The 25028-nt window shown below is 63.7% G+C and carries 24 protein-coding genes, 1 tRNA gene and 1 pseudogene; 10 read left to right on the top strand and 16 right to left on the bottom strand.

What is annotated here, in order from left to right; all coding sequences use genetic code 11:
• Positions 1–699: pseudogene (locus HNP00_RS16630) on the top strand (DUF3417 domain-containing protein); the annotation flags it as partial.
• A gap of 48 nt (positions 700–747) precedes the next feature.
• Here the strand turns inward: HNP00_RS16630 and HNP00_RS16635 are convergent.
• The 3 genes from HNP00_RS16635 to glgX are packed head-to-tail and all read right to left on the bottom strand — an operon-like array spanning position 748 to position 3730.
• Positions 748–1107 (bottom strand): barstar family protein, encoded by a 360-nt coding sequence (locus HNP00_RS16635; RefSeq protein ID WP_184740847.1) that lies wholly within the window; start codon positions 1105–1107, stop codon positions 748–750.
• Between the two features lie 7 nt (positions 1108–1114).
• A complete protein-coding gene (locus tag HNP00_RS16640) occupies positions 1115–1612 on the bottom strand; it encodes a ribonuclease domain-containing protein (protein WP_184740848.1) in 498 nt (165 codons plus the stop codon).
• Positions 1613–1624: 12 nt separating this feature from the next.
• The gene (gene glgX / locus HNP00_RS16645; RefSeq protein ID WP_184740849.1) at positions 1625–3730 is read right to left on the bottom strand and encodes a glycogen debranching protein GlgX; all 2106 of its coding nucleotides are present in this window, start codon (positions 3728–3730) and stop codon (positions 1625–1627) included.
• Positions 3731–4011: 281 nt separating this feature from the next.
• Here glgX and HNP00_RS16650 point away from each other — a divergent pair, with 281 nt between their 5' ends.
• Positions 4012–4824, top strand: a complete 813-nt coding sequence (locus tag HNP00_RS16650; RefSeq protein ID WP_184740850.1) for a carbon-nitrogen hydrolase family protein — start codon at positions 4012–4014, stop codon at positions 4822–4824.
• Between the two features lie 113 nt (positions 4825–4937).
• Here HNP00_RS16650 and rlmB read toward each other — a convergent pair whose 3' ends face one another.
• The 5 genes from rlmB to HNP00_RS16675 all read right to left on the bottom strand — a co-directional run bounded on the left by rlmB (position 4938) and on the right by HNP00_RS16675 (position 9402).
• On the bottom strand, positions 4938–5933 hold the full coding sequence (gene rlmB, locus HNP00_RS16655) for a 23S rRNA (guanosine(2251)-2'-O)-methyltransferase RlmB (protein ID WP_184740851.1): 996 nt from the start codon (positions 5931–5933) through the stop codon (positions 4938–4940).
• A gap of 79 nt (positions 5934–6012) precedes the next feature.
• Positions 6013–7476 carry a cysteine--tRNA ligase gene (cysS, locus tag HNP00_RS16660; protein WP_184740852.1) on the bottom strand — a complete coding sequence of 488 codons (1464 nt, stop codon included), beginning with the start codon at positions 7474–7476 and terminating at the stop codon, positions 6013–6015.
• A 57-nt stretch (positions 7477–7533) separates the two neighbouring features.
• Positions 7534–8043, bottom strand: a complete 510-nt coding sequence (ispF, locus tag HNP00_RS16665; RefSeq protein WP_184740988.1) for a 2-C-methyl-D-erythritol 2,4-cyclodiphosphate synthase — start codon at positions 8041–8043, stop codon at positions 7534–7536.
• Between the two features lie 20 nt (positions 8044–8063).
• Complete coding sequence (ispD, locus tag HNP00_RS16670; RefSeq protein WP_184740853.1) at positions 8064–8846, bottom strand: 2-C-methyl-D-erythritol 4-phosphate cytidylyltransferase; 783 nt, start codon at positions 8844–8846, stop codon at positions 8064–8066.
• Between the two features lie 73 nt (positions 8847–8919).
• Positions 8920–9402 carry a CarD family transcriptional regulator gene (locus HNP00_RS16675; RefSeq protein ID WP_011690592.1) on the bottom strand — a complete coding sequence of 161 codons (483 nt, stop codon included), beginning with the start codon at positions 9400–9402 and terminating at the stop codon, positions 8920–8922.
• A 295-nt stretch (positions 9403–9697) separates the two neighbouring features.
• Here HNP00_RS16675 and HNP00_RS16680 point away from each other — a divergent pair, with 295 nt between their 5' ends.
• Complete coding sequence (locus HNP00_RS16680; RefSeq protein WP_184740989.1) at positions 9698–10267, top strand: hypothetical protein; 570 nt, start codon at positions 9698–9700, stop codon at positions 10265–10267.
• A gap of 125 nt (positions 10268–10392) precedes the next feature.
• On the opposite strand, the gene HNP00_RS16685 is transcribed toward HNP00_RS16680, so the two are convergent.
• Together HNP00_RS16685 and HNP00_RS16690 are read right to left on the bottom strand one after the other, a co-directional pair.
• The gene (locus HNP00_RS16685) at positions 10393–11073 is read right to left on the bottom strand and encodes a response regulator transcription factor (RefSeq protein ID WP_059388662.1); all 681 of its coding nucleotides are present in this window, start codon (positions 11071–11073) and stop codon (positions 10393–10395) included.
• Positions 11070–12275, bottom strand: coding sequence for an ATP-binding protein (locus HNP00_RS16690; RefSeq protein ID WP_311770606.1), 1206 nt, complete (start codon positions 12273–12275; stop codon positions 11070–11072). Before HNP00_RS16690 ends, HNP00_RS16685 begins: the two co-directional genes overlap by 4 nt.
• Positions 12276–12481: 206 nt before the next feature.
• On the opposite strand from HNP00_RS16690, the gene phoU reads away from it, so the two are divergent.
• Positions 12482–13135, top strand: coding sequence for a phosphate signaling complex protein PhoU (gene phoU / locus HNP00_RS16695; RefSeq protein ID WP_184740855.1), 654 nt, complete (start codon positions 12482–12484; stop codon positions 13133–13135).
• Between the two features lie 81 nt (positions 13136–13216).
• Here the strand turns inward: phoU and HNP00_RS16700 are convergent, their stop codons facing one another.
• Entirely contained in the window at positions 13217–13963 is a 747-nt protein-coding gene (locus HNP00_RS16700; protein WP_184740856.1) for a phosphoglyceromutase, read from the bottom strand.
• Positions 13964–14096: 133 nt separating this feature from the next.
• On the opposite strand from HNP00_RS16700, the gene HNP00_RS16705 reads away from it, so the two are divergent.
• On the top strand, positions 14097–14909 hold the full coding sequence (locus tag HNP00_RS16705; protein ID WP_395893831.1) for a class I SAM-dependent methyltransferase: 813 nt from the start codon (positions 14097–14099) through the stop codon (positions 14907–14909).
• A gap of 15 nt (positions 14910–14924) precedes the next feature.
• On the opposite strand, the gene HNP00_RS16710 is transcribed toward HNP00_RS16705, so the two are convergent.
• Complete coding sequence (locus tag HNP00_RS16710; protein ID WP_184740857.1) at positions 14925–15263, bottom strand: DUF2516 family protein; 339 nt, start codon at positions 15261–15263, stop codon at positions 14925–14927.
• Between the two features lie 10 nt (positions 15264–15273).
• A complete protein-coding gene (locus tag HNP00_RS16715) occupies positions 15274–16458 on the bottom strand; it encodes a PLP-dependent aspartate aminotransferase family protein (RefSeq protein WP_184740858.1) in 1185 nt (394 codons plus the stop codon).
• A gap of 171 nt (positions 16459–16629) precedes the next feature.
• Between HNP00_RS16715 and tmk the strand changes: the two genes are divergently transcribed.
• The 3 genes from tmk to HNP00_RS16730 are packed head-to-tail and all read left to right on the top strand — an operon-like array spanning position 16630 to position 20094.
• Positions 16630–17310: a dTMP kinase gene (gene tmk, locus HNP00_RS16720; RefSeq protein ID WP_184740859.1), complete on the top strand. Its 681-nt coding sequence runs from the start codon at positions 16630–16632 to the stop codon at positions 17308–17310.
• Positions 17307–18455 carry a DNA polymerase III subunit delta' gene (locus HNP00_RS16725; RefSeq protein ID WP_184740860.1) on the top strand — a complete coding sequence of 383 codons (1149 nt, stop codon included), beginning with the start codon at positions 17307–17309 and terminating at the stop codon, positions 18453–18455. The genes tmk and HNP00_RS16725 overlap by 4 nt, the downstream gene beginning before the upstream one ends.
• 49 nt (positions 18456–18504) lie before the next feature.
• Positions 18505–20094 (top strand): alpha/beta hydrolase, encoded by a 1590-nt coding sequence (locus tag HNP00_RS16730; protein ID WP_184740861.1) that lies wholly within the window; start codon positions 18505–18507, stop codon positions 20092–20094.
• Between the two features lie 104 nt (positions 20095–20198).
• Here the strand turns inward: HNP00_RS16730 and HNP00_RS16735 are convergent, their stop codons facing one another.
• Positions 20199–21038 (bottom strand): endonuclease domain-containing protein, encoded by an 840-nt coding sequence (locus HNP00_RS16735; RefSeq protein ID WP_184740862.1) that lies wholly within the window; start codon positions 21036–21038, stop codon positions 20199–20201.
• Positions 21039–21224: 186 nt separating this feature from the next.
• A complete protein-coding gene (locus HNP00_RS16740) occupies positions 21225–21968 on the bottom strand; it encodes an HAD family hydrolase (RefSeq protein WP_184740991.1) in 744 nt (247 codons plus the stop codon).
• Between the two features lie 222 nt (positions 21969–22190).
• Here HNP00_RS16740 and HNP00_RS16745 point away from each other — a divergent pair.
• Positions 22191–22263, top strand: a tRNA-Thr gene (locus tag HNP00_RS16745).
• Positions 22264–22774: 511 nt separating this feature from the next.
• On the top strand, positions 22775–23116 hold the full coding sequence (locus HNP00_RS16750; RefSeq protein WP_184740863.1) for a hypothetical protein: 342 nt from the start codon (positions 22775–22777) through the stop codon (positions 23114–23116).
• Here the strand turns inward: HNP00_RS16750 and HNP00_RS16755 are convergent.
• A complete protein-coding gene (locus HNP00_RS16755) occupies positions 23113–24591 on the bottom strand; it encodes a benzaldehyde dehydrogenase (RefSeq protein ID WP_184740864.1) in 1479 nt (492 codons plus the stop codon). The genes HNP00_RS16750 and HNP00_RS16755 overlap by 4 nt on opposite strands.
• Positions 24592–25028: the final 437 nt, after the last annotated feature.

Here is a 25028-nt window from a genome sequence, read left to right on the forward strand (position 1 = left end):
ATCCCGACCGCCAACAACGACGCGTCCCCCGGCGAACGCGACGACATCGAGGCCGCCGCCCTCTACGAGCTCCTCGAGACCCAGGTGGCCCCGCGTTTCTACGGTTCCACGGTCTCCGAGCACGCCGGCGCCGCAGGTCCCTCCCAGTCCGCCCCGGAGGCCATCCCGACGCACTGGGTGTCCATGATCAAGCACACCCTGGCCCACCTCGGCCCGGCAGTCTCGGCCGAACGCATGCTCCAGGACTACGTCAACATGCTGTACCGTCCGGCAGCGGAATCGGGACGCCGTGCCGTAGCCGGTTCATTCAAGGAAGCGAAGGAACTGGCAGCCTGGATCACCAAGATCCGCAATGCCTGGCCACAGTTGATCGTGGAACACGTCGATTCCGTCGGCGTCACCGAGGAGCCACAGATCGGCGACACACTCCAGGTCAACGCCTACATTGCTCTGCATACCCTGACGCCGGACGACGTCAGCGTGGAGGTGGCCTACGGGCGGGCGGAAGAAAGCGATGAGCTGGAAGACATCGCCGTGGCCGAACTGAGCTCGTTCGAGGACCTTGGCAATGGGCGCCACCTGTTCACCGGCTACATCCTGATCAACCGCTCCGGATCCTTCGGCTATACCGTCCGGGTGTTCCCGAAGCACCCCTCCCTGGCGTCCAAGGCCGAACTGGGCCTGATCGTCAACGCGTAACGGCCACGGCGGGCGGGTGGGCTCACGCCCATCCGGCCGCCACGGGTACTACTGCTGAAAGACCGCGATGACGGCGATGTCACGCCCAGAGTAGGATTCGGCGTCCTGGAGGATTTCACAGACCACGCCGAAGGACCGGTCCGTCCGATAGGCCGCCGGGACCTGCCAAATCAGCGTGACGGGCGGCTGGTCATCCTCGGACACACTGTCTGCGAAATCGTGGAGTGAGTCGTTGAGGGCGTCCAGGTTCACGCCGTAGTACTCGGGGAAATCGAGCACCTGGCCGAAGACCTCCAGGACTGACTGCTTGCTTGCTGCCGGGGGCACCATCACGGTGCGACGGCCGGCGTCGGACACTTGCTCCTGCAGTTCTTCCAGTGTCCAGGTGTCTGCGGAATAGATCTTCATGGTGCCCCTACTTGCCTTCGACGATGAACTTGAATGTAGCGTAGTGATCCGGCGTGTAGAACTTCCCGCCGTCCTTGCCCGTGATGATCCGCTGCGCGCCCCGGTCCGCTTCGCCGGGGGTCTTGACCGTGTACTCCTGATAGAAGCCGCTGGCCTTCTTGGGGAGCAATCCTTCGAAATTTCCGAAGTTGATTCCATCCCGTTCGTAAGGATACGGTCCGCCCTTTGCGATGAGGGCCAACGTTTGCTGGGCCTCCTTCGGCAGTTGGGAGGCGTTCACGGCCGGCAGGCCGGACGTGTTCGTGGCCGGCCCAGTGCTTGCCGGCGCCGAAGACCGAGCCGGCGCGGCGTTTGCGCTAGTTCGGACACTGGAGGTGCCGACGTCGGCGTCCTTCAGCGCCGTTCCGCCCACGACGCTGCCGCCAACAACGGCCAGCACCAGCACGACGGCGGCAACCACCAGCCCGGCCAGGGTCAACAGGAGCCGGTTTCTGTTCCTGCTCATCGGTACTGGATCCTAGGTGCGGTAGACGTTGATGGTGTTGCCTTGGACCACTTCCCGCTCGCCCGCTGCAACCAGCGCTCCCTGCCTGCGGTCATTGAGCTCGGAGGTTGTCATGCGCAGCTCGAACATACGGCCTCCCGCGCCCGATTCCGCGATCAGTTTGGGCAGGACGATCTTCTTGTCGTCCTTGTTCCCGTTGATCACGATCAGGCCGCGGTAGGCGCCGCCTTCCGAACTCATGAGGAGTTGCACAATCCGCAGCGAGGGATCGTGCCAACGGGCGGCCGTCATAGGCTGGCCCTTGTCGTCAAACCAATCAAGGCCCGTCCGGCTATCCGGGAAGCCCTCGTCCTGCGCCTGCAGGAAGTCCTTGCGGAGCCGGACCACCCGTTTTGTGCTCCGCAGCATCTCATGGGACTCGGGTGTCTGGGTCCAGTCGATCCATGTGAGCGGGTTGTCTTGGCAGTAGGCGTTGTTGTTGCCCTGCTGCGTGCGTCCGAGCTCGTCGCCGGCAGTGATCATGGGTACGCCGATGGAGAGCATCAACGTGGTCATGAGGTTGCGCTTGGAAAGGGCACGCGCGGCGAGGATCGTCTCGTTTTCCGTCCGGCCTTCGAATCCGTGGTTGTAGCTTCGGTTGTCGCTGTGGCCGTCACGGTTTTGCTCGCCGTTGGCCTCGTTGTGCTTGCGGTCGTAGGACACCAGGTCGGCAAGGGTGAAGCCGTCATGGGCGGTGATGAAGTTCAGCGAGGCGAGCCTTGAGCGTCCCGAAGGTTCAAAGACCCGGGCAGAGCCTGTTAAGGCGTCGGCCAGGACTCCCACGCTGCCCCCGGACATCCCGGCGTCAGCAGCGCCGCGGTCCGAGAGCCAGAAGCGGCGTACGCCGTCGCGGAAGTGATCGTTCCAGTCCACCCATCCTTTGGGGAACCGCCCGGTCTGCCAGCCGCCGTAGCCCACATCCCATGGTTCGGAAATGAGCTTGGACTTGGAAAGCACCGGGTCCTCGGCGATCCGGGTGAGGAAAGGGTGCTGGGGATCGAACTCATTGCCCGCGTTGCGGCACAGGGTCACGGCAAGGTCGAAGCGAAAGCCGTCGATGTGGAATTCGTCCACCCAATAGCGCAGCGAATCAATGGCCAGATCCACTACCCTGGGCTCGGCGAAGTCGAGGGTGTTGCCGCAACCGGTGGTATCAAGGTAGCGGCCGTGGGCATCGTGGCGATAGTACTGTTGCTCACCCAGGCCCCTGAAACTGAAGGTGTCGCCGTCGGGCCCGCCTTCCGCCGTGTGGTTGTAGACGACGTCGAGGATCACTTCGATCCCGGCGGAATGCAGCAGTTTCACCATGCCCTTGAATTCGTCCTGGACAGCATGCGGTCCGGCCAGTTGCGCGGCTTGCGTGGCATAGTCCGCGTGGGGAGCAAAGAACGCGGCGGTGTTATAACCCCAATAGTTGGTCAGGCCCAGATTTTGCAGGTGCTGTTCGTCTACGTGGAAATGGATGGGCAGCAATTGAACGGACGTCACACCCAACGATTGGAAGTGCTCAATCATGGCCGGGTGTGCCATGCCGGCATACGTTCCGCGGAGGTGCTCGGGGATATCCGGATGCAGCATGCTTTGGCCGCGGACATGCGCCTCGTAGACAATGGTGTCCCGCCACGGGGTGCGAAGCGGGCCGTCGTCACCCCAATCAAAGGCCGAGTCCATGCGGACTGAGCTCAGCAGCTCCCCGCGTTGGTGTACCGCCCGGCCGTAAGGATCGAGCAGCAGCGGTTCGGCGTCGTCGGCGTCAAAATCCGGAGCAGGAACGGAGAGTGGCAGCGCGTCCCCAACCGGCGCGGCGCGGAAGCCGTACTGTGTGCCAGGCGGCAGCCCGTCCACGATGCCGTAATGAACACCATCGGCGAACCTGGGCAACGTGTGGACCTTCCAGGAGTCCCCGGGGGCCTTGTAGGCGATTTCGACTCGAGTGAGACCCGGGGCCCAGACGGCGACGTTGACCCTGTCGGCCGGGCTGTGTCCGTCGAGGCTCCCAGGCCGCGGAATACTCAACCCGAGCGGCGATGGCCGCGAGGCGTCCACTGTAGATGCTGTGTCAAAAATCGGCATAACCATTAGTTGAGAGTTTAGTCTCCGACGCCAATTCTCCCGCGCTCGCGACTCATATGACAGTGCGCATGCCCGGCGATCGCCACGCCGCTTGCGGCCTCAGCGAACGAAAACATGCCGCTCACCTGCTTAAACGTCGCACTGTCCGGTTTCTGACACGTTGAGCGAAACGGGACGCTGCCCTGATTGTGTCGAATGAGCCGAATGAACCCGTCCACACCTGGATGAGTTCGTATCCTCCTCACGGTCGTTGCATACTTTGGCTATACACCAATGTGGAGGTAATTGTGCGAATCGCCCTTGCTCAAATCATCAGCGGCCGCGAGTTGGCAGACAACCTGGCCCTGTTGGAGGACTATGCCCGTCGGGCCAAAGAAGGCGGCGCCGAGCTGGTGGTCTTCCCGGAAGCGACCATGCGGGCGTTCGGGAATTCCCTGCTCGACATCGCCGAGCCCCTGGATGGGCCGTGGGCCAGCCGGGTGCGGGAGATTGCCCAGGAACTTGGGATCGTGATCGTGGCCGGAATGTTCACGCCCGGGGTTTCATCCGATGGCAGCGGCAACGGCAAAGTCAGGAACACCCTGATCGCCACCGGGCCGGGAGTAGAGGCCAACTACGACAAGATCCATCTCTTCGACGCCTTCGGCTTTGCGGAATCGGACACCGTTGATGCAGGCACCGATCCAGTGACGTTCGATGCCGGAGGCCTCACCTTCGGCCTGGCCACCTGCTACGACGTTCGATTCCCAGCCCTCTTTACCGCCAACGCCGATCGCGGTGCCGAAGTGAACATTGTGTCCGCATCCTGGGGCGCAGGGCCAGGCAAAGCCGAACAATGGAAGCTGCTTGCGCGTGCCCGGGCGATCGACACCACAACCTTCGTGCTCGCATGCGGCCAAGGCGACCCCGCGAGCCAAGGCATCGAGCCCAAAGGTGCCGCGCCCACCGGGGTGGGGCACTCCGTCGTCGTGTCCCCCTTGGGCGCCGTGCTGGAAGAGCTCGACGCCGGGCCTGGCCTCTTGTTCGCGGAGCTGGATGCCGCCGTCGTCGAGGACGCGAGGGTCAAGCTCCCGGTCCTGGCGAACCGCCGCGACTTCTAAGGCGACTTCCAAGGGGAACAGCAACGCCCGCTCACTATGAAGAAGTGAGCGGGCGTTGCTGGTTTTGGCACTATAAGTGAGCGGGCGTCGGCGGCGTGCCGCCACCCATTTTGCTACTTGGCGGCGCGCTGCCTTGAGACTTCGTACAGGGAGATGCCCACAGCCATGGAGGCGTTGAGCGATTCCATAGCCGAGTCGATCGGGATGGAAATGATCTGGTCGCAGTTTTCGCGGACCAGGCGGCTGAGGCCCTTGCCCTCGGAACCCACCACGATACAGACGGGATCGGTGGCCAAGGAGAGATCCGGCAGCGAGACGTCGCCGTCGCCATCGAGGCCCAGCACGAAGATGCCCATCTGCTTGAACTGCTTCAGGGCGTTATTCAGATTGGCCGCACGGGCCACCGGAACGCGGACTGCCGCGCCGGCGCTGGTCTTCCATGCCGACGCTGTGACACCGACGGAGCGGCGCTCGGGCACAATCACGCCGTGGCCGCTGAAGGCGGAAACGGAGCGGATGATGGCGCCCAGGTTGCGGGGATCGGTGATGCCGTCCAGCGCAACGAAGAGGGGCGCGTTGGGAATGTAGCCCTTCTTCCACTTAGCGACCGTCTGCTCGGCGAGATCGTACGCGTCTTCGTATTCGTACGGCGGGATCTGCAGGACGAGGCCCTGGTGCACGGCGTCATCGGTCATGCGGTCCAGCTCAGGCTTGCCGGTTTCCAGCAGCGGGATGCCACGTTCGGCAGCGAGCTTGAGGGACTCCTTGACGCGGTCGTCCATCTCGATCCGGATGGCAACGTGCAGCGCCTTCGCGGGGATTCCGGCGCGGAGCGCCTCCACCACGGAGTTGCGTCCAGTGACTACTTCCTCAGTAGCGCGGCCCTTCGGACCTGAGCGGGCGCCCGGGTTGGAGCGGCTGGTGCCGCCTGCCGCGCGCTTGGCAGCCGAACGCTCGGCAAGCTGCTTGCTCTTGTACGCCTTGTGGTATTCGCGGTCCTCGGCTTTGGGGGTTGGACCCCGGCCTTCCAAGGCCTTTCGACCGTGGCCACCGGTTCCAGTGGTGGGGCCCTTCTTGTTCTTGACAGCCCGGCGACCGTTGTTGGCCATGAATTCCACCCTTGATTGTGTTGAGTACGTCTGCAATCAAGTCTACTGAATCAACTTAAATCGGGACGACGACGGAATGTCAGTCCCGTTTCAGGCTCCAACTGGCGCCATCGGCGCCATCCTCGACGGCGATACCTGCCGCCGCGAGAGTGTCGCGGATCGCGTCGGAAGCCGCCCAATCCTTGTTGGCCCGCGCCTCGGCCCGCGCCTGCAACTGGGCTTCCACAAGGACTTCAAGGGCCTGGGCAGTCTCGGAGTTCTCCTGGACTTCGCCGCGGACATCGTTGAGTCCAAGCACGGTGGTCATGGCCAGCACGGCTTGGAGCGCCTGCCGCGCCCCGGTGTCGTCACCGGACGCCAGCGCGGTGTTCCCAGCACGAACCGTTTCGTGCAGGGTACCCAGAGCCTGTGGCACGTTGAGATCGTCATCCATGGCAGCAGCAAAAGAGTCCGGCACCGGGCTCGACGCGGGGTGCGCGGCGAATTCGCCACCGAACTTCTTGGAAGCCTTCGCAACGAAACCGTAGATGCGCTCTACGGCGGCCGCCGCCTCCTGAAGCGAGGTGGGCCGGTAGTCCAGGATGGAGCGGTACTGTGCCTGGCCTAGGTAGTACCGGACAACCCGTGGACTCGCGAGCTCGAGCATTTCTTCGGGGCTCACCGTGTTGCCCACCGACTTGGACATCTTTTCGCCCTCATAGGTGACCATGCCGTTGTGCAACCAGAAATTGGCGAAATCGTCGCCCGCGGCTTGGGACTGCGCCATCTCGTTTTCGTGGTGCGGGAAGCGCAAGTCCAAGCCGCCGCCGTGGATGTCGAACTGCTGGCCCAGGTACTTCGTTGCCATGGCCGAGCATTCAAGATGCCAACCTGGCCGGCCGGTTCCCCACGGCGAAACCCAGCTCGCCGTCGTCGGCTCCCCGTCTTTGGAACCCTTCCACAGCGCAAAGTCGCGGGGGTCGCGCTTCCTGCCGCTGAACTGAGGTTCGACGTCCGCCGCGCCCTGCATGTCGTCGATGTTCTGGCGCGTCAGGGAGCCGTACTTGCTCCAGGATCGGACGTCGAAGTAGACGTCCCCGGAGTCGTCCAGGGCGGGGTAGGCGTGGCCGCGGTCGATGAGCCTTTGGATGAGGGCGTGCATCTCCGGGATGTGGCCCGTGGCGCGCGGTTCGTAGGTAGGGCGGGAAACGCCGAGAACGTCGTAGGCCTGCTCGAATTCCTGCTCGTAGCGGTAAGCCAAAGCCCACCATTCTTCATTGGCTTTGGCTGTGGGCTCCTCGGCCCAGTCCGGCCCGAAAGACTGCAACGACTTGGCGAGGATCTTGTCGTCAATGTCCGTGACGTTGCGGATAACCGTGACGCGCAGCCCGCGGTATTCGAGCCAGCGGGTCAGCTGATCGAACGCGATCGCGGAACGGACATGTCCCACGTGCGGCATCCCCTGCACCGTGGCACCGCAGTAGTAGACGCTGGCTTTGCCGGCTTCAAGGGGAACGAAGTCGCGGACTTCGGCGGATGCGGTGTCGTAAAAGCGCAGGGTCACGGCTCCAGATTAGCGGATGCGCACCATCTGGCCTTGTTGCACACCATCTATCTCTGTTTAGGTGCCGTCGTTTGGGGTCGCTGCCGGCACGGCGTAGACGAGGGCCGTGGCGACGGCGGAAATGCCCTCGCCCCGCCCCGTGAAACCCAATCCATCGCTGGTGGTCGCCGTGACACTGACGGAAGCTCCTGCGGCGGCGCTGAGGACACGCTGCGATTCTTCACGCCGCGGCGCGAATTTTGGTTTGTTGGCAACAAACTGCACTGCGACATTGCCGATTTCGAAACCGGCGTCGCGGACAATCCTGGCGGCCTCCCCCAGCAACTTCGCTCCGGAAGCGCCGGCGAATTCGGGACGGTCGGTACCGAAATGCGTTCCCAAGTCACCAATGCCGCAAGCCGAGAAGAGCGCGTCAGCGGCCGCATGGGCAACGCAATCGCCGTCGGAATGCCCGGACAGCCCGCGCTCCCCCTCCCACAACAGGCCGCCCAACCACAGCGGTTGCGGATCGTCCTCAGGTGCGTAGGCGTGCACGTCCACTCCGATGCCGGTGCGAGGCAGAATCATGGCTCCGTCCCGGGAGTTCATCAGCCTTCCACCCAGCGGACTCCGAGCGGGCCTTCCAGCAGGCCTTCGGCAATGATGAGGTCCAACGGCGTGGTGATTTTCAGCGATTGGCTGGCGCCCCGAACTGCGTGGACGGGCACGCCGAGGAGTTCCACAAGCATGGCGTCGTCCGTGACAGCCGCGGATTGGGCGTCGTCGAACCCTGCGGCCGCAGCATGGGCACGCATCAAGGTCTCATAGTCGAATCCCTGAGGAGTCTGAACAGCCCGTAATTGCTCCCTCGGGGCGGTGCCGGTGACGATCTCCGGCGCTATTCCGGCGTCGTCCCCGGCAGTTTCCACAACCATCTTGACGGTGTCCACCACCGGTATGGCGGGAATGACCGCTTTGGCCCCTGCGGAGAGCGCGACGGCAACGCGGTGGAAGACCCGATCGGGAGTCAGCGCGCGGGCAGCGTCGTGAACCAGCACGGCGCGCGTTCCCTCGAGCACCGCTTCGAGAGCGGCACGGACCGAGGCGGCGCGGGTGGACCCGCCGTCGACCACAGTAATCAACGGCCCGTCAGCGCCCAGTTCTTGCCGGAACTCCTCACAGAGCTCGCGCAGTTCCAGATCCCCTGCAGGGACCGCCACGCAAATCTGCCGGGCGACATCTGCCATGGCGACTCCGCGGAGGGCATGGGCGAGGATGGCTTCGCCGCCCAACGGCACCTTTGCCTTGGGCATGCCGTAGCCAAGCCGCTCGCCAGAGCCTGCCGCAACGACGACGACGGCGGTGGCCTCGCGCTGGGATGGTGTAGTCATGCGCTCAAGCCTACGTGGCAAAAGGAAACCCCGGCGGCAGGTTGCCACCGGGGTTTAAATCTTTGAATCTTTGTTAGGAAGCCAGAACTTCGTCGAGAACGCTTGCGGCCTTCTCTTCGTCGGTCTTCTCAGCCAATGCCAGTTCTGAAATCAGAATTTGGCGGGCCTTGGCCAGCATTCGCTTCTCACCTGCGGAAAGGCCGCGATCGTGATCACGGCGCCAAAGATCGCGGACGACCTCTGCAACCTTGATGACGTCGCCGGAAGCAAGCTTCTCCAGGTTTGCCTTGTAGCGACGGGACCAGTTGGTGGGCTCTTCAGTGAACTCGGCACGGAGAACGTCAAATACGTGCTCCAAGCCTTCCTTGCCCACTACGTCGCGAACCCCAACAAGGTCTACGTTTTCTGCTGGAACTTCAATGGTCAGATCACCCTGAGCCACCTTGAGCTTGAGATACATTTTCTCTTCGCCCTTGATAGTGCGCATCTTGATTTCTTCAATTTTTGCTGCACCGTGGTGAGGGTAAACTACTGTCTCGCCGACCTCAAAAACCATGTGGACTTTCCCCTTTCCCGCAGACCAGTTTATCACGCTTAAGGCATACGATTGGCACGGAGAGGGGTCCTGAACCCCGTAAATACGCGGAAAGTGGCCTTTTCGGCCCTCCGGCACCCCCTTGACGCAAGGGCATAAAAGTGCATAGGGCGCTGCGCCCCGAAACACCATACGCCGCCGGGAGGGCCGCCACAATGGTGCTCGGAATCCTTGTTTGACCTGGTTTGCCGATAGGCTAAGCCTGAAAAGTGTTCCAATGACTCTAAGAGGAGTACGTGTCGTGCGCATTACTGCGATGAACCGTGTCCAGCGCGGCAAGCTAGCGATGGCGGCGGCCGCCATCGGCATCGGTCTCTTGTCCGTGACCGGCTGTGGCTACATCAACGCCCAGCAGACCAGCCACCAGTACGCAGCGTCGGACGGCGTCAGGGAAGACCTCGGTTCGCTGCAGTTGCGCAACATGCTTATTGTCTCCACTGGCGCCAACAAGCCGGGACGCGTCATTGGTGCCGTCTTCAACACCTCCTCCAGCGATGCGACCCTGACCATCAACGGGGCCAGTGGCTCACAGACAAGCATTCCGGTCAAGGCCAAGTCCCAGGCTTACCTCAACGAGACCACTGACGCCGCCATTCTGAGCACCAGCGGCGGAAACCCCGGCTCCTTGGTTTCCGTGACGATCAAGACTGGCTCCGATTCGCGCACCGTGCAGTTCCCGGTTCTGGACGGCTCCTTGAAGGAATACGAGAAGTACATTCCCGCCACGGCCACGCCGAGCCCCTCTGTCAGCGGTTCGGCCAACCCGAGCGGTTCGGCCAGCAGCAGCGCCACGCCCACGCCGAGCGCGAGCAGCACCGGCCACTAAGCGCAAGCGCCTCCACCGCCCTGGGCGGCAGGCAGGCCCGGCAACCCGCAAAAACGCAAAAGGAAGGGCTCCCCCACGGGAGCCCTTCCTTTTGCGATTGCAGGCCGTTCCCGGCTTGCGGAGGCTTACGGTTCGAACTTATAGCCCAGGCCGCGCACAGTCACGAGGTAGCGGGGAACCGAGGGGTCGGGCTCGATCTTGCTGCGCAAACGCTTCACGTGGACGTCCAGGGTCTTGGTGTCCCCTACGTAGTCGGAGCCCCAGACGCGGTCGATCAACTGTCCGCGGGTGAGCACACGGCCCGAATTGCGAAGGAGCATCTCCAGGAGTTCGAACTCCTTCAGCGGAAGCGACACCTGTTCGCCGTTGACGCTCACCACATGGCGCTCGATGTCCATCCTGACCGGGCCGGCCTGCACGGTTGATGTAATGAGTTCCTCGGGCTCTCCCTGCCGGCGCAGCACGGCACGAACGCGCGCCACGAGTTCCCTGGAGGAGTACGGCTTGGTGACGTAGTCGTCCGCGCCGAGTTCCAGGCCAACCACCTTGTCGATTTCCGAGTCCTTTGCGGTCAGCATGATCACCGGGACGCTGGAACGCTGCCGCAGCTGCCGGCAAACCTCGGTGCCGGGAGTCCCCGGAAGCTGCAGGTCCAGCAGCACCAGATCGGCCCCGTTGCGGTCAAACTCCACCAACGCGTCACTGCCGTTGTCCACTACCTGGACGTCGAAGCCTTCCTTGCCCAATAGGTAGGACAGAGGGTCGCTGAAGGACTCCTCGTCCTCCACGATCAGAATCCTGCTCAAGCGCCAGCTCCTTGCTCTAGGGCGCGTACCGCGCCCGTCGTTTGAATCACGTTTCGGGGCTTCGCCCCGGCGTCGTCGTCCTCCTGGCCTTCCATTTCAGGAAGGCGGATGGTGAAAGTAGAACCCTGGCCAGGCTGGGACCAGACGGTGACCTCGCCGCCGTGGTTGGACACCACGTGCTTGACAATACTCAGGCCCAAGCCTGTTCCCCCGGTTTGCCGCGACCTTGCGGCGTCCACACGGTAGAAACGTTCGAAGATCCGTTCCTGGTCCTCTGGGCTGAGTCCTTCGCCCTGGTCTGTGACTGAAATGGCCACCACGCCTTCCTTGGCGCGTACCCCTACTCCCACGCGGGTGTTTTCCGGCGAGTAGCGGATGGCGTTGTCGATGAGGTTCCGCAATGCGGTTACCAGCAAGTCCTGGTCGCCGAACACCATGGTTTCCGTTCGTCCGCCGACCACGATCTTGATGTTCTTGAGTTCCGCCGGGAGTTGCGAGCGATCCACGGCTTCAGTGATCACCGTGTTGATGTCCACGGCGTGCCCTTGCTGTGCAACGTTGGCGCCCTGTAGCCGGGACAGCTCAATGATGTCCTGCACCAGCGCCGCAAGTCTTGTGGATTCCTTGTGCATGCGCTTCGCGAAGCGACGGACGGCTTCTTCGTCGTCCGGGCTTGCCTCGAGGGCCTCGGCCAGCAACGAGATAGCGCCCACCGGGGTCTTGAGTTCGTGCGAGACGTTCGCGACGAAGTCGTTGCGGATCTCCTCGGTGCGGGTGATTTGGGTGCGGTCGTCGGCCAGCAGGACGATGTATTCCCATCCGAGCATGGCTGCCCGGACCTGCACCACGATAGTGCCCTTGCCCAGCGGACCGCGGGGCAACTCGAAGGTCTCTTCCAGGATCACGCCGTCGCGCCGAACTTTCGCGGTCATGTCCAGCAACTGCTTGTGCACCACAGTGTGGCCCCTGACGAGGCCGTACGCATACGCCGCCGGACTGGCCCGGACGACGCCGTCGATCGCGTCCACCACCACAAAGGCCCGCCCGACGACGGACAGCACCTCCGCGGCGCCCTCCGGAAGCAGCGGTTCCGTGACGTCCAGGTCCACGATCTTTCGCTGCCGTTCACTGAGCCTGAACGCGAGCACGCCAAAGACGCCGCACGACAGGCCGGCGAGACCTGCGATGACACCGATGAGCACTGGATCCACGGATCTAGCTTATGCGCTGGAAACACCGCAAAATATGGAACAGCCACCAAACGGCCCCGATTCAGCTAACGTTCACCTAAAGGTGCGCAACCGTTCACGGACCACTGCCATTCTTACTAGTTGGACCATAGTTAGCTGTGAAGATTTTCGCGCCGTCAGAGGGGTGCGGAGGAGATTTCCAAGGAGAGGACGCCACCGTGCGCAAGGTTTTTCAGGAGGAACTCATCCAGGTCGGTGAGGACCTCATCGAGATCTCAAAGCTGGTCACTGAAGCGATCCAGAATGCGACCACCTCATTCGAAGGGGCAGACGTCGACCTCGCCCAGGACGTCATCGCCGCCGACGCCCGGATCGATTTCCTGCAGAACGGCCTTGACGAGCGCGCCATCGATATCCTGGCCCTCCAGGGCCCCGTGGCTAGTGATCTCCGAATGATTGTTGGCTCCCTCCGGATGAGCGCGTCGCTGGAGCGCATGGGTGACCTCGCCCGGCACGTAGCCCAGCTGGCACGCCTCCGCTACCCGGCCACGGTCATCCCCGAGCAGCTGACGGCAACGTTCAAGGACATGGCCCGCCTCGACCTCGAGATCAGCCAGAAGGTCACCCTGCTGTTGGAGACCCGCGACTTGGAAGTTGCCCGCGACATCCTCAAGCTCAACATCAACGTCGACGATCTGCATTTGAGCGTCTTCAGGGCCGTCGCAGATCCCGCCTGGGCTGAGACTGCGGCCACCACCGTGGATGTGGCCCTCGCCAGCCGCTACTTCGAGCGCTTCGCAGACCACGGTGTCTCCGTCGCCCGGAAGGTGACCTACCTGGTCACGGGCGAATGGCAGCCAGAGGGCTTCTAGCCAGACTTAACAAACAACGACGCCGGCCGGCCCACCTCGCGAGGTGGGCCGGCCGGCGTCGTCTAACCGGAGCGCGAAGCCTTACTTCTTGCCCTGCGCTGCTACGGCCTTGATGGACTCTGCCGCAGCTTCGGGATCCAGGTAGGTTCCACCGGGGTTGATCGGCTGGAAGTTCTCGTCCAGCTCGTAGACCAACGGGATGCCCGTGGGGATGTTCAGGCCGGTTATGTCCTGGTCGCTGATGCCGTCCAGGTGCTTGACGAGGGCGCGCAAGGAGTTGCCGTGGGCCGTGACCAGGACGGTCTTGCCAGCCTTGAGGTCTTCCTTGATGTCTGACTCCCAGTACGGGAGGAGACGGACCAAGACGTCCTTGAGGCACTCGGTGCGCGGCAGGGCGTCGCCGAGGCCCGCGTAGCGCACGTCGTTCACCTGGGAGAACTCGCTGTCATCAGAGAGGGCAGGCGGCGGGGTGTCGTAGCTACGGCGCCATTCCATGAACTGCTCTTCGCCGAATTCGGCGAGGGTCTGGGCCTTGTCCTTGCCCTGCAGAGCACCGTAGTGGCGCTCGTTGAGGCGCCAGTCGCGCTTGACCGGGATCCAGCCGCGGTCGGCCTTGTCCAGGGAGATATTGGCAGTGTTGATGGCCCTCTTGAGCAGGGAGGTGTACAGGATGTCCGGGAGAACGTCGTTCTCGACTAGGAGCTCTCCGCCGCGCGCTGCTTCCTCGCGGCCTTGGTCGTTCAGGTCGACGTCCACCCAGCCGGTGAACAGGTTCTTGGCGTTCCAGTCGCTGTGGCCGTGGCGCAGCAGAATCAGCTTGTAAGTCATGCTTTTCATCCTAAGCGATCATGCCCTGCCGTTACCGGGCGTTACGCGAGCCGAAAGGCGGGCGCCGACCAGCGGCTTCACGGTGGGACGGCACCGCGACGCGAGTCCGTTAGCACCCGGTTAAGATTGGACAGTGGTGCAGAAGGCAGAGCGGGTAGAAGGCAGGCGCGGCAAACCCGTCGGAAATGTCACCAGGGGCACCACCAATCCCAACCGCATGCGCCGTCTTGACCGCTGGCTGGCGGGCCCGCAGGCATGGAGGCTGCGCTCCGCCGTCGACCCCTTGGTAGTGGACTTGGGCTACGGCGCTTCCCCGGCCACCGCCGTCGAACTCTTCGAAAGGCTGCAGGCCGTCCGCCCGGACGTTCGCGTGTGCGGGATCGAGATCGAACCCGAGCGCGTCCGGATCGCCAAGGCCTTGGAACGGCCCGGGCTCACCTTCCACGTGGGCGGCTTCGAAATTCCTGTTCCGGGCAATCCCGTGCTGGTGCGTGCGTTCAACGTGTTGCGGCAATACGAGGAATCGGACGTCAACGGAATCTGGGGCCTGGTGCGGTCGCGGCTCGCGCCGGAAGGGCTGTTCATCGACGGAACGTGTGATGAAATCGGCCGCCGTGTGACGTGGGTTGCGCTGGATCCGGACGGGCCGCTGAGCCTGAGCCTGTCCATGCGGTTCGGCGGTTTCGAATTGCCCTCCGACGTCGCCGAACGGCTGCCGAAGGCACTCATCCACCGCAATATCCCCGGAGAGCGGATCCACACGTTCCTCAATGCCCTGGACCAGGCCTGGCTGGAGGCGGCACCGCTTGCCTCGTTTGGCAACAAGCAGCGGTGGACGGCCATGTGCCAATCAATGCGCGACGCCGGATGGCCCCTTCAGGACGGAACGTCGCGTTGGCGCTTGGGCGAACTTACCGTCGACTGGGCAGCGGTGGCTCCGGCTTAGCTCGCGGTATACGGGTCACCAGGGACCGTACGGTCCTTGGTTGCGGCCGCTGTTGCCGATTTCCTTTACCGCGGGCCGGACGTCCGCCAAGTAGACGCACGCCGCGGTCACCGCAGCGATGCCAAAGAGGCCCAGTCCGCTGGCCCCGGTGAGGACGGAGAACCCGCCGATGACCGCTGCGATTCCAGTCAGGGTCAGCCAGAAAGTCTTGGTGCGCTTGGATGCGGCTTCGAAGGACGAGGGTTTGTGGCGCAGACAATCCACCAGCGCCCACAGCTCCAAAGCAAAGGCAACCAGTCCCAGAAGGAAGTAAATCCCATCCCGGATGTATGAAATCAAAATTTTTCCGTCCACGCCCTCCAGCCTAGCCGTCAAGCGCCTTGAGCGCTTGCTCCAAATCCGCCCAGAGGTCTTCGACGTTCTCGATCCCGACGCTCATCCGGACCAGGTTGTTCGGAACGCTGAGCGGCTCGGCCGGGTGCCGACGTCGGCGTTCGATGAGGGACTCGACGCCGCCCAGGGACGTCGCGGGGAGCCACAACCGCAATGCACGCACCAGTTGATCGGCTGCCTCGGCTCCGCTGCGGGTCCCGTCCCCTGTCAGTTGGATGCACAGGATGGAACCGAAGCCCTTCATCTGGGATTTGGCCCGCTCATGGCCAGGATCGTTCTGCAGACCCGGGAAACGGATTGATTCGACGCGCGGGTGGGCGCTCAACCGCTCGGCCAGCGTTGCGGCAGACGCTTGGGAGCGCTCAATCCGCAGTGCCAGCGTCCGCAGGCCGCGCAGCGCGAGCCAGGCCTCGAAAGGACCCGCGATACCGCCGTGGATGATGCGGTGGTGGAGGAGTTCCGCGCGCAGTTCCGGATCGGACGTCACCAAGGCGCCCAGTACGACGTCGGAGTGGCCGGCGAGGTATTTGGTCACCGAATGGAGCACGACGTCGGAGCCCAGGCTGAGGGGCTGCTGGACCAGCGGCGTGGAGAAGGTGTTGTCCGTGACCACAAGGGCGCCAGCCTCATGGGCCGCAGTGGTCAGGGCACGGATATCGGCGATGCCGAGCATCGGGTTAGTGGGACTTTCAATCCACAGCATGCTGGCGGGCTTTCCCTCCGCGGGGGCGAGCTGCGCCTTGACGGCCTCGGTGTCCGCGATGTCAACGGTCCGCAACTCTAGGGCGCCCTTGGCAGCGAGTTCCGTGGCCATGACCAGCGAGCCTGCGTAGCTGTGCGAAGGCATGACGAGGACTCCACCAGCGGGCACCAGCGACAACGCGGAGCTGACCGCAGCCAGGCCCGAGGCGTAGAGCAGGCCTGGCAGCTCGGCGCCTTCCAGCTGCGCCAGCGCCTCCTCGAAGGGATCCCAGGTGGGGTTGGCATAACGCCCGTAGCCGCGATCGCCGTCGCTCAGTGCTCCCGTGCCGAAATACGTGGAGGACAGAACGATGGGCGGGTTGACGGGTTGGTCATGGCTTCGTTCGGGACGGCCTGCCGCCACCACCACAGTGTCAGGAGACAGATCTGCGGCATGTTCTCGGGAAAGACTCATTGCTCCAGCCTACGGCCGGAGGGAGGGGTGCTGGAAAGGTGTTACGGCTCAGGCGCGCCGAGCGGCTAAGGCGCCGGCGGCTGAGGACTGCCGAGCGGCTGGGTACGTTCCGCTTGGGTGGGCTGACGCCGTCGTCAGGTTCTGTCAGTGTTCCTCTGTACGCTTAGATCCGTGACTACGCAGCGCCTCAAGCAGGACCAGAACCCCACGCCGGACCAGCGCCCCGGGCTCTTCATCGCCTTCGAAGGCGGGGACGGGGCAGGCAAGTCAACGCAGGCCGCCCGCCTGGCCGTGGCCCTTGAGTCCCTCGGCTTTTCCGTGCTGCGCACTCGCGAACCCGGTGGCACCCCCATTGGCGAAAAGCTGCGGTCCCTTGTGCTGGACCACGGTAACGGCACCATCGACCCCCGGACCGAAGCCCTCATGTTCGCGGCCTCCCGAGCCGCCCATGCAAGCCAAGTGATCCGACCCGCCCTGGCGGAGGGTTCGGTAGTCATCACGGACCGATACATCGATTCCTCGGTCGCCTACCAAGGCGCCGGGCGGGACCTCGGAACTGTGGACGTCAGGCGGCTCAATGAATGGGCAACCGAAGGCCTTGAACCTGATCTGACGGTTCTCCTGGATGTCCATCCGGGCGATGGCCGGGACCGCAGAACCGCAGGCGACGCCACCGAGGACCGCCTCGAGTCCGAACCGGATGACTTCCACGCCCGTATCCGTGCCGCGTTCCTCGAGCTGGCCGCAGCCCACCCAGAAACCTACCTTGTGCTGCCCGCCAAGGATCCCATCGAGGACCTCGCCACCCAGATCCTCCGCCGCGTTCAGGTATTGCTCGGGAGCCGCACGTGACCGTCTGGGACGAACTCCAGGGCCAGGCGCCCGTCGTCGCACAATTGCGCGCGGCGGCCCAAGGCGACGGACTCACGCACGCTTGGTTGTTCACAGGCCCCCCAGGCTCGGGACGCTCCAACGCGGCCAAGGCATTCGCGGCCGCGCTGAATTGTGAGCAGGACGACGTTGCCCTCCGCGGGTGCGGGGAATGTGCCTCGTGCAGGACCATCCTCGGCGAGACCCACTCCGACGTGACCTTCGTCCGCACCGAGAAAGTCACCATCACCATCGAAGAAGCCCGCCAATTAGTGTCCAAGGCCGGCGACCGTCCGGCGTCGGGCCGCTGGCGGATCGTTGTAGTGGAGGATGCTGACCGCATGGCCGAGCGCACCACCAACGTGCTCCTCAAGGCAATCGAAGAGCCCACGCCCCGGACCATCTGGATGCTGTGCGCGCCGTCGCCCGCGGATGTGCTGGTTACCATCCGCTCGCGTTGCCGCCCGGTAAGCCTCCGGATTCCGCCAGCTGCCGACGTCGCCGCCCTGCTGGTGAGGCGCGACGGCGTCGACCCCGCCATAGCGGACCGGGCCGCCCGCGCAGCCCAAAGCCACATCGGAATCGCACGCCGGCTGGCTCGCGATCCTGAAGCCCGCGAACGCCGGCTGGAGACCGTCCGTTTTCCACTGGGGCTGCGTGGCGTCACAGCCGCCGTGATGATGGCGGAAAAGTTGGTCAAGATCGCGAGCGATGAGGCCAACAGCTCCAACGATGAACGCGACGCCGCCGAGAAGATCGCCCTGCTGGCGAGCCTGGGCGCCCCGGAGTCGGGCACGCTGCCGCCGTCGATGCGTAGCCAAGTGAAGCAGCTTGAAGACGACCAGAAGCGGCGGGCCAAACGCTCCATCACCGATTCCCTGGACCGCACGCTGACCGATCTGCTGTCCTTCTACCGCGACGTCTTGGTCATCCAGTTGGGGAACGCAGTGGAACTGGTCAACGTTGAACTCAGGACAGAGCTGGAAGCTTACGCGGCCGGTTCCACCCCGGAAGTCACCTTGGCCCGTATGGATGCCATCAACAAGGCACGTGTGCGGATCACCACCACCAACGTGGCCCCGCTGCTGGCCGTCGAGTCCATGGCGAGCAGCCTGATTCAGCAGTAGCCGGATAGTTTAGAACGACAGCACACTTCCCCAGCATGAGGAGTAACGCATGACGCCCGCACGACGCCGGCCCACCGGGTCCATTTCGTGGACACGGTTCCCATCCCAGCGGCGGGCGGTAGCGGCAATTGCGGCCACCATTTCCGCCAGCCTGCTCCTGAGCGGCTGTGTGTTCTCCCCGCTCATTAGTGGCAGTGGGTCCGGCAACGTCAGCACGCCGGACGCGTCCATCGCGGCCGCGGCGCCGGACGGACTCAAGGCGTTCTACTCCCAAAAAATGAGCTGGACACCGTGCGAACAAGGGTTCCAGTGCGCCAACATCAACGTGCCGGTTGACTATGCCAAGCCCGACGCCGGCAGCATCTCCATCGCCGCCATCCGGCTCCAGAGCCAGGGCACCAAGAAGGGCTCACTCTTGGTCAATCCCGGAGGCCCGGGGGCTTCGGGCTACGACTTCGTCAGGGACGCGGCCAAAACACACTTCACCAGCAAGCTGCGCTCCAGCTTCGATCTGGTGGGCTTCGATCCACGCGGGGTCAAGCGCTCGGCACCAGTGACTTGCCTCAGCGATTCCGAGCGCGACGCTTCCCGTGAGAAGGTCTACAACTACGACACGGACCAAGGCCTCAACGCCGCCCTGGCCGACACCAAAGCCGTCAACGCCAAGTGCGTGGAAAAGTCCGGGCCAGCGCTGGCGCACATAGACACGGTTAGCTCAGCCAAGGACATGGATATCCTCCGCGCAGTCCTGAACGACGCGAAGCTCAACTATCTCGGATTCTCCTACGGCACCTCGCTCGGCGCCACCTACGCGTCCTTGTTTCCGGACAACCTCGGCAAGCTCGTCCTGGACGGTGCGGTGGACCCGGCCCTGAGTAACGAGGACGTCACCGCAGGTCAGGCGGGGGCGTTTGAAGCTGCGCTCCACAGTTATGTGGCTGATTGCCAAGCCAAATCCGGTTGCCCCTTGACGGGAGGCGTCGATGAGGGCTTGCAGCAGATCCGGGACCTCATCGCCGACGTCGAGCAGAATCCAAAGCGGGCCAAGGACGGCCGCCTCGTGACGGCGGCGACGTTCGTGAGTGCCATCTTCACCCCGCTCTACAGCAATGAATCGTGGCCGGTGCTTACCCAAGCCTTGCAGGCCGCGGTCCAGGGCGACGATTCGCTCATGCTGAGGATTGCCGACTTTGGCGCGGACCGGGAACCGAACGGCACCTACAGTTCAAACACCGCGTTCGCGTTCAACGCCGTCAACTGTTTGGACTACCCGATGGTCACGGACACTGCAGGCATGCGGTCCGAGGAGGCCCGCCTGAAGCAGGTCTCCCCCACCTTCGGCTACTACTTTGCCTACAGCGGCGTCAACTGCAAGGACTGGCCTTACAAGCCACTGCACACGCCAGCCCCCGCCAAATACACTGGCACGGCACCGATTGTGGTCATCGGCACTACCGGAGACCCCGCGACGCCTCTCGCCTGGGCAGGATCACTGCGGAAACAACTCGGCAACGCCTCCCTGGTGACGTGGAAGGGCGAAGGCCACACCGCGTACGGCCGCTCCAACCGCTGCGTGTCCGATGCCGTGGACAACTACTTCGTGGATGGAAAAGTACCTTCCGACGGGACCATGTGCTGAGTGCCTGCTGGCCCGGCCGCAAACTGCGACCACTATTGGAGGTGGGCTGAGCCAGTCACCCCTGGTGCGGTGCGGGTGTGTGGTGCCCGGGCCGGCAAAGAAGGTCATTTGTCGAGGCGCTCCCTGGCACGATGGGCCCGGATGGCCGCCTGCACCTCCGCGACCATGGCCTCCGGATGGTGCACAACGTCCTCGTAGAAGTACCTCAACACAGTGAAGCCGCCGGCAACGGAAGTGTTGTCCCGCCGTCGATCCCTCTTGATGGCCCGAGGTTCGAAGTGCGTCTTGCCGTCCAGCTCAACTATCAAGAAGCGCTCGCCGACGAAATCGACCTCTCCGACTCCGGGCAGTTCCACGTGCTCCACAAAGGCGATTCCAGCCTGCTTGAAATGCATGGCCGCCAGAGGCTCGAGCAACGAATCGGCTTTCGGGCACACGAAGTCCAAGACCTCCCGTGCCCGGCCGTTCCGGTTGCCGGGCAGCCTTCTGCGAAGGAAATCCACGGTCGTGTCGCCGCGCACAACCGCACATTGCACCATGACCAACGCCTCCTCGGCGGGCCTGCATCGCAGGACATGCACCAACACGTCAGCAAGCGCTGCAACGGGCCGACCCGGCAAAGGCGGCAAGGATGCGCCCCGGTGCAGCACCACGCCGTCGCGCGGTAATCCATTGCCGCGGACCAGATGGAGCTCGCTGGCCGGGTGCAGTTGCCACAGCCCATGGTGCGGCGCCGCCGAGATGCACGTGAGCACGCCGCCGTGCCTACAGGCCTCGGCGAATTCCGGGGGTGCGCCCACCAAGGACACAACCCCACGGAAGGGGACCACCACTCCGCCCCGCCGTGCCGCAGTTCTGAGCTGCCACGCGCCGACACCGGCTTTGAGGAGGTCCCTGCGCATGGCCACTCCCCCTCGTGCACGAAGGGCAGCCATGAGATCCATGGCTCCACGATGCCTGCGTGCAGGGCTGCTGCGGGGCCCTGGAGTTACCTATGTGGATAACTCGACGCCTTTTGGTGCTCCGCATCTGACCACTTTTGCGCGGCACCCGGCAGCGTAGGTCGCGAACTGGCGGCTTTCGCCGGGCTGGGACCTGGCGAAAAGCGATGGATCGTTGAGGACCGGCCGCTAGAGCCGCGCGGCGCGGGGCTCCAGCAGCGCAGGCACGTACTTGACTGAGGGGACGACGGCGGTGGCACCGGCCGCGCGCAAAGCCGCCTCCGAGTGGAAACCGGTAAGCACCCCCACCACCGCGGAGGCGCCCGAGCGAACGCCGGACAACATATCCGAGCTCGTGTCGCCCACCACGACGACCTCGCGGACATCATCAAGGTCAAGAGCGAGGACGGCGGTCAGGATCATGTCCGGATACGGGCGCCCGCGGCCGGCGTCGGCAGGGCACAAGCTGAGATCGGCTTTCCCCATCCAGCCCAGCGACTCAAGCACCATGTTCTGAGTGTGGCGTCCGAAACCCGTGGCCAGACAGACTTTCATGCCGGAGTCCCGCATCCAGTCGATGGCTTCCTCGGCTCCAGGAATTGGCCGGACGCCGCCGTCGGAAATCAGGTCATCGTAGGCGCGTTCAAAGGCCTTGTTGGCGCTCTCGGCCCGTTCCGTGTCCTCGAAAAGGTGGCTGAAGACGGTCAACTTTGAAAAGCCCATGGTGTCCCGGGCGTAGCCGAGCATGCTTTCGAATCGGGGAGAACCGGGTTCGACGCCGGTCTCCTGCAGTGCCCGGGACATCGCGCGTTCCGTACGCCCATCGTCCGTGATGGTGGTGCCCACCATGTCCAGTACAGCAAGCCGGAGCCGCTGTGCACGATGTGCCCCGGCGTCGTCCGCATTGATCCTTTTGCTGCTGTCCATGCTCATGGCGCCCCTTCGCTGGTTAATGGCCGAAATCATGCGGCCACGTTAGTCCGCCCAGCTTGCCCCCGGTCCGCGACGACGGCCTGAACCGGGCGCGACGCGCGGGTGAATTCCGCAACAACGCCACCGCGGGAGCTCCGTTCGACGCTGTTTTGACCCGGACGAGGTGACTCTATTACAGTTGTATCTTGCGTGATTCAGCCGGTCTCCGGACGATAGCGCGGTGCTTCCTTAGCTCAGTCGGTAGAGCGTTTCACTCGTAATGAAAAGGTCATCAGTTCGATTCTGATAGGAAGCTCGGTCGAGAACCCCGTATTCCCGCTTGTTCAGCGGGGATGCGGGGTTTTTCGGTGGTTTGAGGAAAAACCCCGAACACCGGCAGGGCACTTATCGCGCACTTTCGCTTGGCCCACGTATCGATTCATGGGACGAGTCTAGACCCGGCTGCCTATGCCTAAGTAGGCATGTGCGGCGCGCAGCTAGATCTTCTGGTTGGTGTTCGTCCTCCTCGGGGGCTGTCGCTGCGGCGTTGATTGTGGGAGTCCTTTCAGCCGGTCACGGCTTTTGTGCAACGATCCCTGGCGCCATAGACCCTCCGGAAAATGCCACAAGTCAGCAGTGATACATGCCGCCGCGAGGTGAAAAATGGACCGATGACCCCGCATTGCAGGGCAGGTATCGCGGACTATCTGCCGCGAATCTCGAGACTTTCGACACGCAGCGGCGCTTTTCCTGGCCACACGAGGACGCCGTTGCCGTGACGGAGTTTCCATGTTCTGGACGTCCACGCGTGTTGTAGTTTCATCGGGATGCCGAAGGTCGTAGATGCGTCGCTGATGCCAGTAGCCGCAGAAGACATGTGGGACTCTGAGCGAATCGACGACCTCGGCCAAAAGAACGCGGGTTCTTTCCGCCTTTTGCGCGAGTTCGGGTTCAAGTTCGAAATCACCTTTCAGCGGGACTCCTGCAGGAGCGTCGTGAGTGATGAGCAGGTCGAGCGGTCCGCCGATGATGAGCGCCTTGGCTTCATCCGGGATGGCTTCGTCGTCTTGCCCACCAGACCTTGTCTGGCCGGGCGGTCGCTGGCAAACGTAAAGACGCTCACCCGGTACGGCAGCCCCGCAGTGAAGACGGTGCTCCTGCGCCCTTAGAGAGAGTAGGTGGCAATATCGGGGCGCACCGTTAGCCACTGGGTTTCCGTGAACGCCTCGATGTTCGCCTCGGGCCCGCCGAACCGCGACCCGTTGCCGGAGGCGCGTACACCGCCAAAGGGGGCATTCGCTTCGTCGCCAACCGTTTGTTCGTTGATGTGGACAATACCACTGGGAATACTGTCGGCAACTTCCATCGCCATGCCCACGTCGCCCAGTATGCCCAGTGAGAGCCCGTATTCCGTGTCGCCGGCCAACGCGATCGCCTGATCGACGGTGGCGAAAGGCACGACAGGGGCCACGGGGCCGAAGACCTCTTCGGCGTAGGCCGGCATTTCCGGAGTAACCCCAGCGAGAACCGTGGGCCGGTAGAACAGGCCCACGTGGGTTCCGCCGGTGGCCAAGCGCGCCCCGGCCGCCACCGTGGATGTGACCAGGCGGTGAATGCGGGTGACCTGGACGTCATCGATTACGGGCCCGAGTGCCACCTGTTCCGTGGCCGGATTGCCCACGGTCAGCCGTTCGGCTTCTTCAACCAGTGCTTCTACGTAAGCCGAGTGCAGGCTTTCATGCACGAGGTGACGTCCGGTCGTCATGCATATCTGGCCCTGGTGCATGAACGAACCGAAAGACCCTGCCGTCGCCGCCTTGGCCAGATCTGCCCCGGGAAGAATGATGAGGGCGCCGTTCCCTCCAAGTTCGAGATGGACTCGCTTCAGGTGTTCGCCGGCGAGCCGGGCAACCGCTCTCCCGGCGGCAGTGGAGCCCGTGAATGAAACTATGCGCACCTCGGGGGCTGTGACCACAGCCTCACCGACCTCGGCCCCGCCGGGGAGAAGATGCAATACCCCCTCAGGCAGTCCGGCCGCTTGAAAGGCTGCGACAATGACCGCTCCCCCGCTGACCGGCGTGCGGGGATCGGGTTTCAGAAGTACGGCGTTGCCGAGCGCGAGGGCTGGGGCAACCGAACGGATCGCGAGGAAGAGGGGCGTGTTGAAAGGTGCGATGACCGAGACGACGCCAGCGGGGCGACGGCGCGCAAAACTCCAGCGCGGGTTGCTTGTCGGCAATACACGTCCGGACGGATGGGAGGGCAGGGCCGCTGCTTCCCGGCACTCGAGAACAGCCCCGTAAACCTCTGATGCGGCCTTGACCCGAACGGACCCGGTCTCGCGCACCACCCAGCTTTCAATTTCCGACGCATAACGGGTCAAGACCTCACCCGCGGCACGCAGAACGGCCGCACGCTCCTCGTACGGAGCCGCAGCCCAGCCCCGCTGGGCGACTGCGGCATTGGAGGCCGCCGTGAGAACGTCAGCCTTGGAGGCCTGACCTATCCAGGCCATATGGCCACCCGTCGCCTTTTCAATCACAGCGATGTCACCTCCAGCCGCGGAAGTCCACCCCCGAGCACTGAAAAGGTTCCCCCTCCATGAATCCGGATCGAGCAGGTCGCCCTGTGCTTCCCTACCCATGGCGGTTTCCAACGTTTAACTCTGAGCCGATCCCGGTTTCCAACAGTGAGAAGGCCATACATGGAGACAACACACGAGGCCACCGGTGGAAGGGAAAGGCCCCCGGAAGCTCGAAACAGATGATTGCACCAGACATGGAGTTCCCTTTCTTGAGAACCATCGGCCCAAGAACGTGCCTAACCAGACGGGGCGCATTGGCGCGAGTCTACGCCGACGTCGCCGATTGACATAGAGTCGAAACTGCGCGGTCCGGTGTAGATCGCCAAATACCCGAACCCGGGCCGATAGTGACCCTGCCCGTGCGGAATTGAGATCCGCGCATTTCTGCCTGACGCACCGATGATCGCCCTGTCCTGGAGGGGTCCCATCCCTTTACGGCAGTTTGAATGGGAAACGCACCAGCCCTACTAAACCGGCTGGCGGTTGGTCGGCAGCTT

Source organism: Arthrobacter sp. AZCC_0090 (genome assembly GCF_014207375.1).
Classification (GTDB): Bacteria; Actinomycetota; Actinomycetes; order Actinomycetales; family Micrococcaceae; genus Arthrobacter.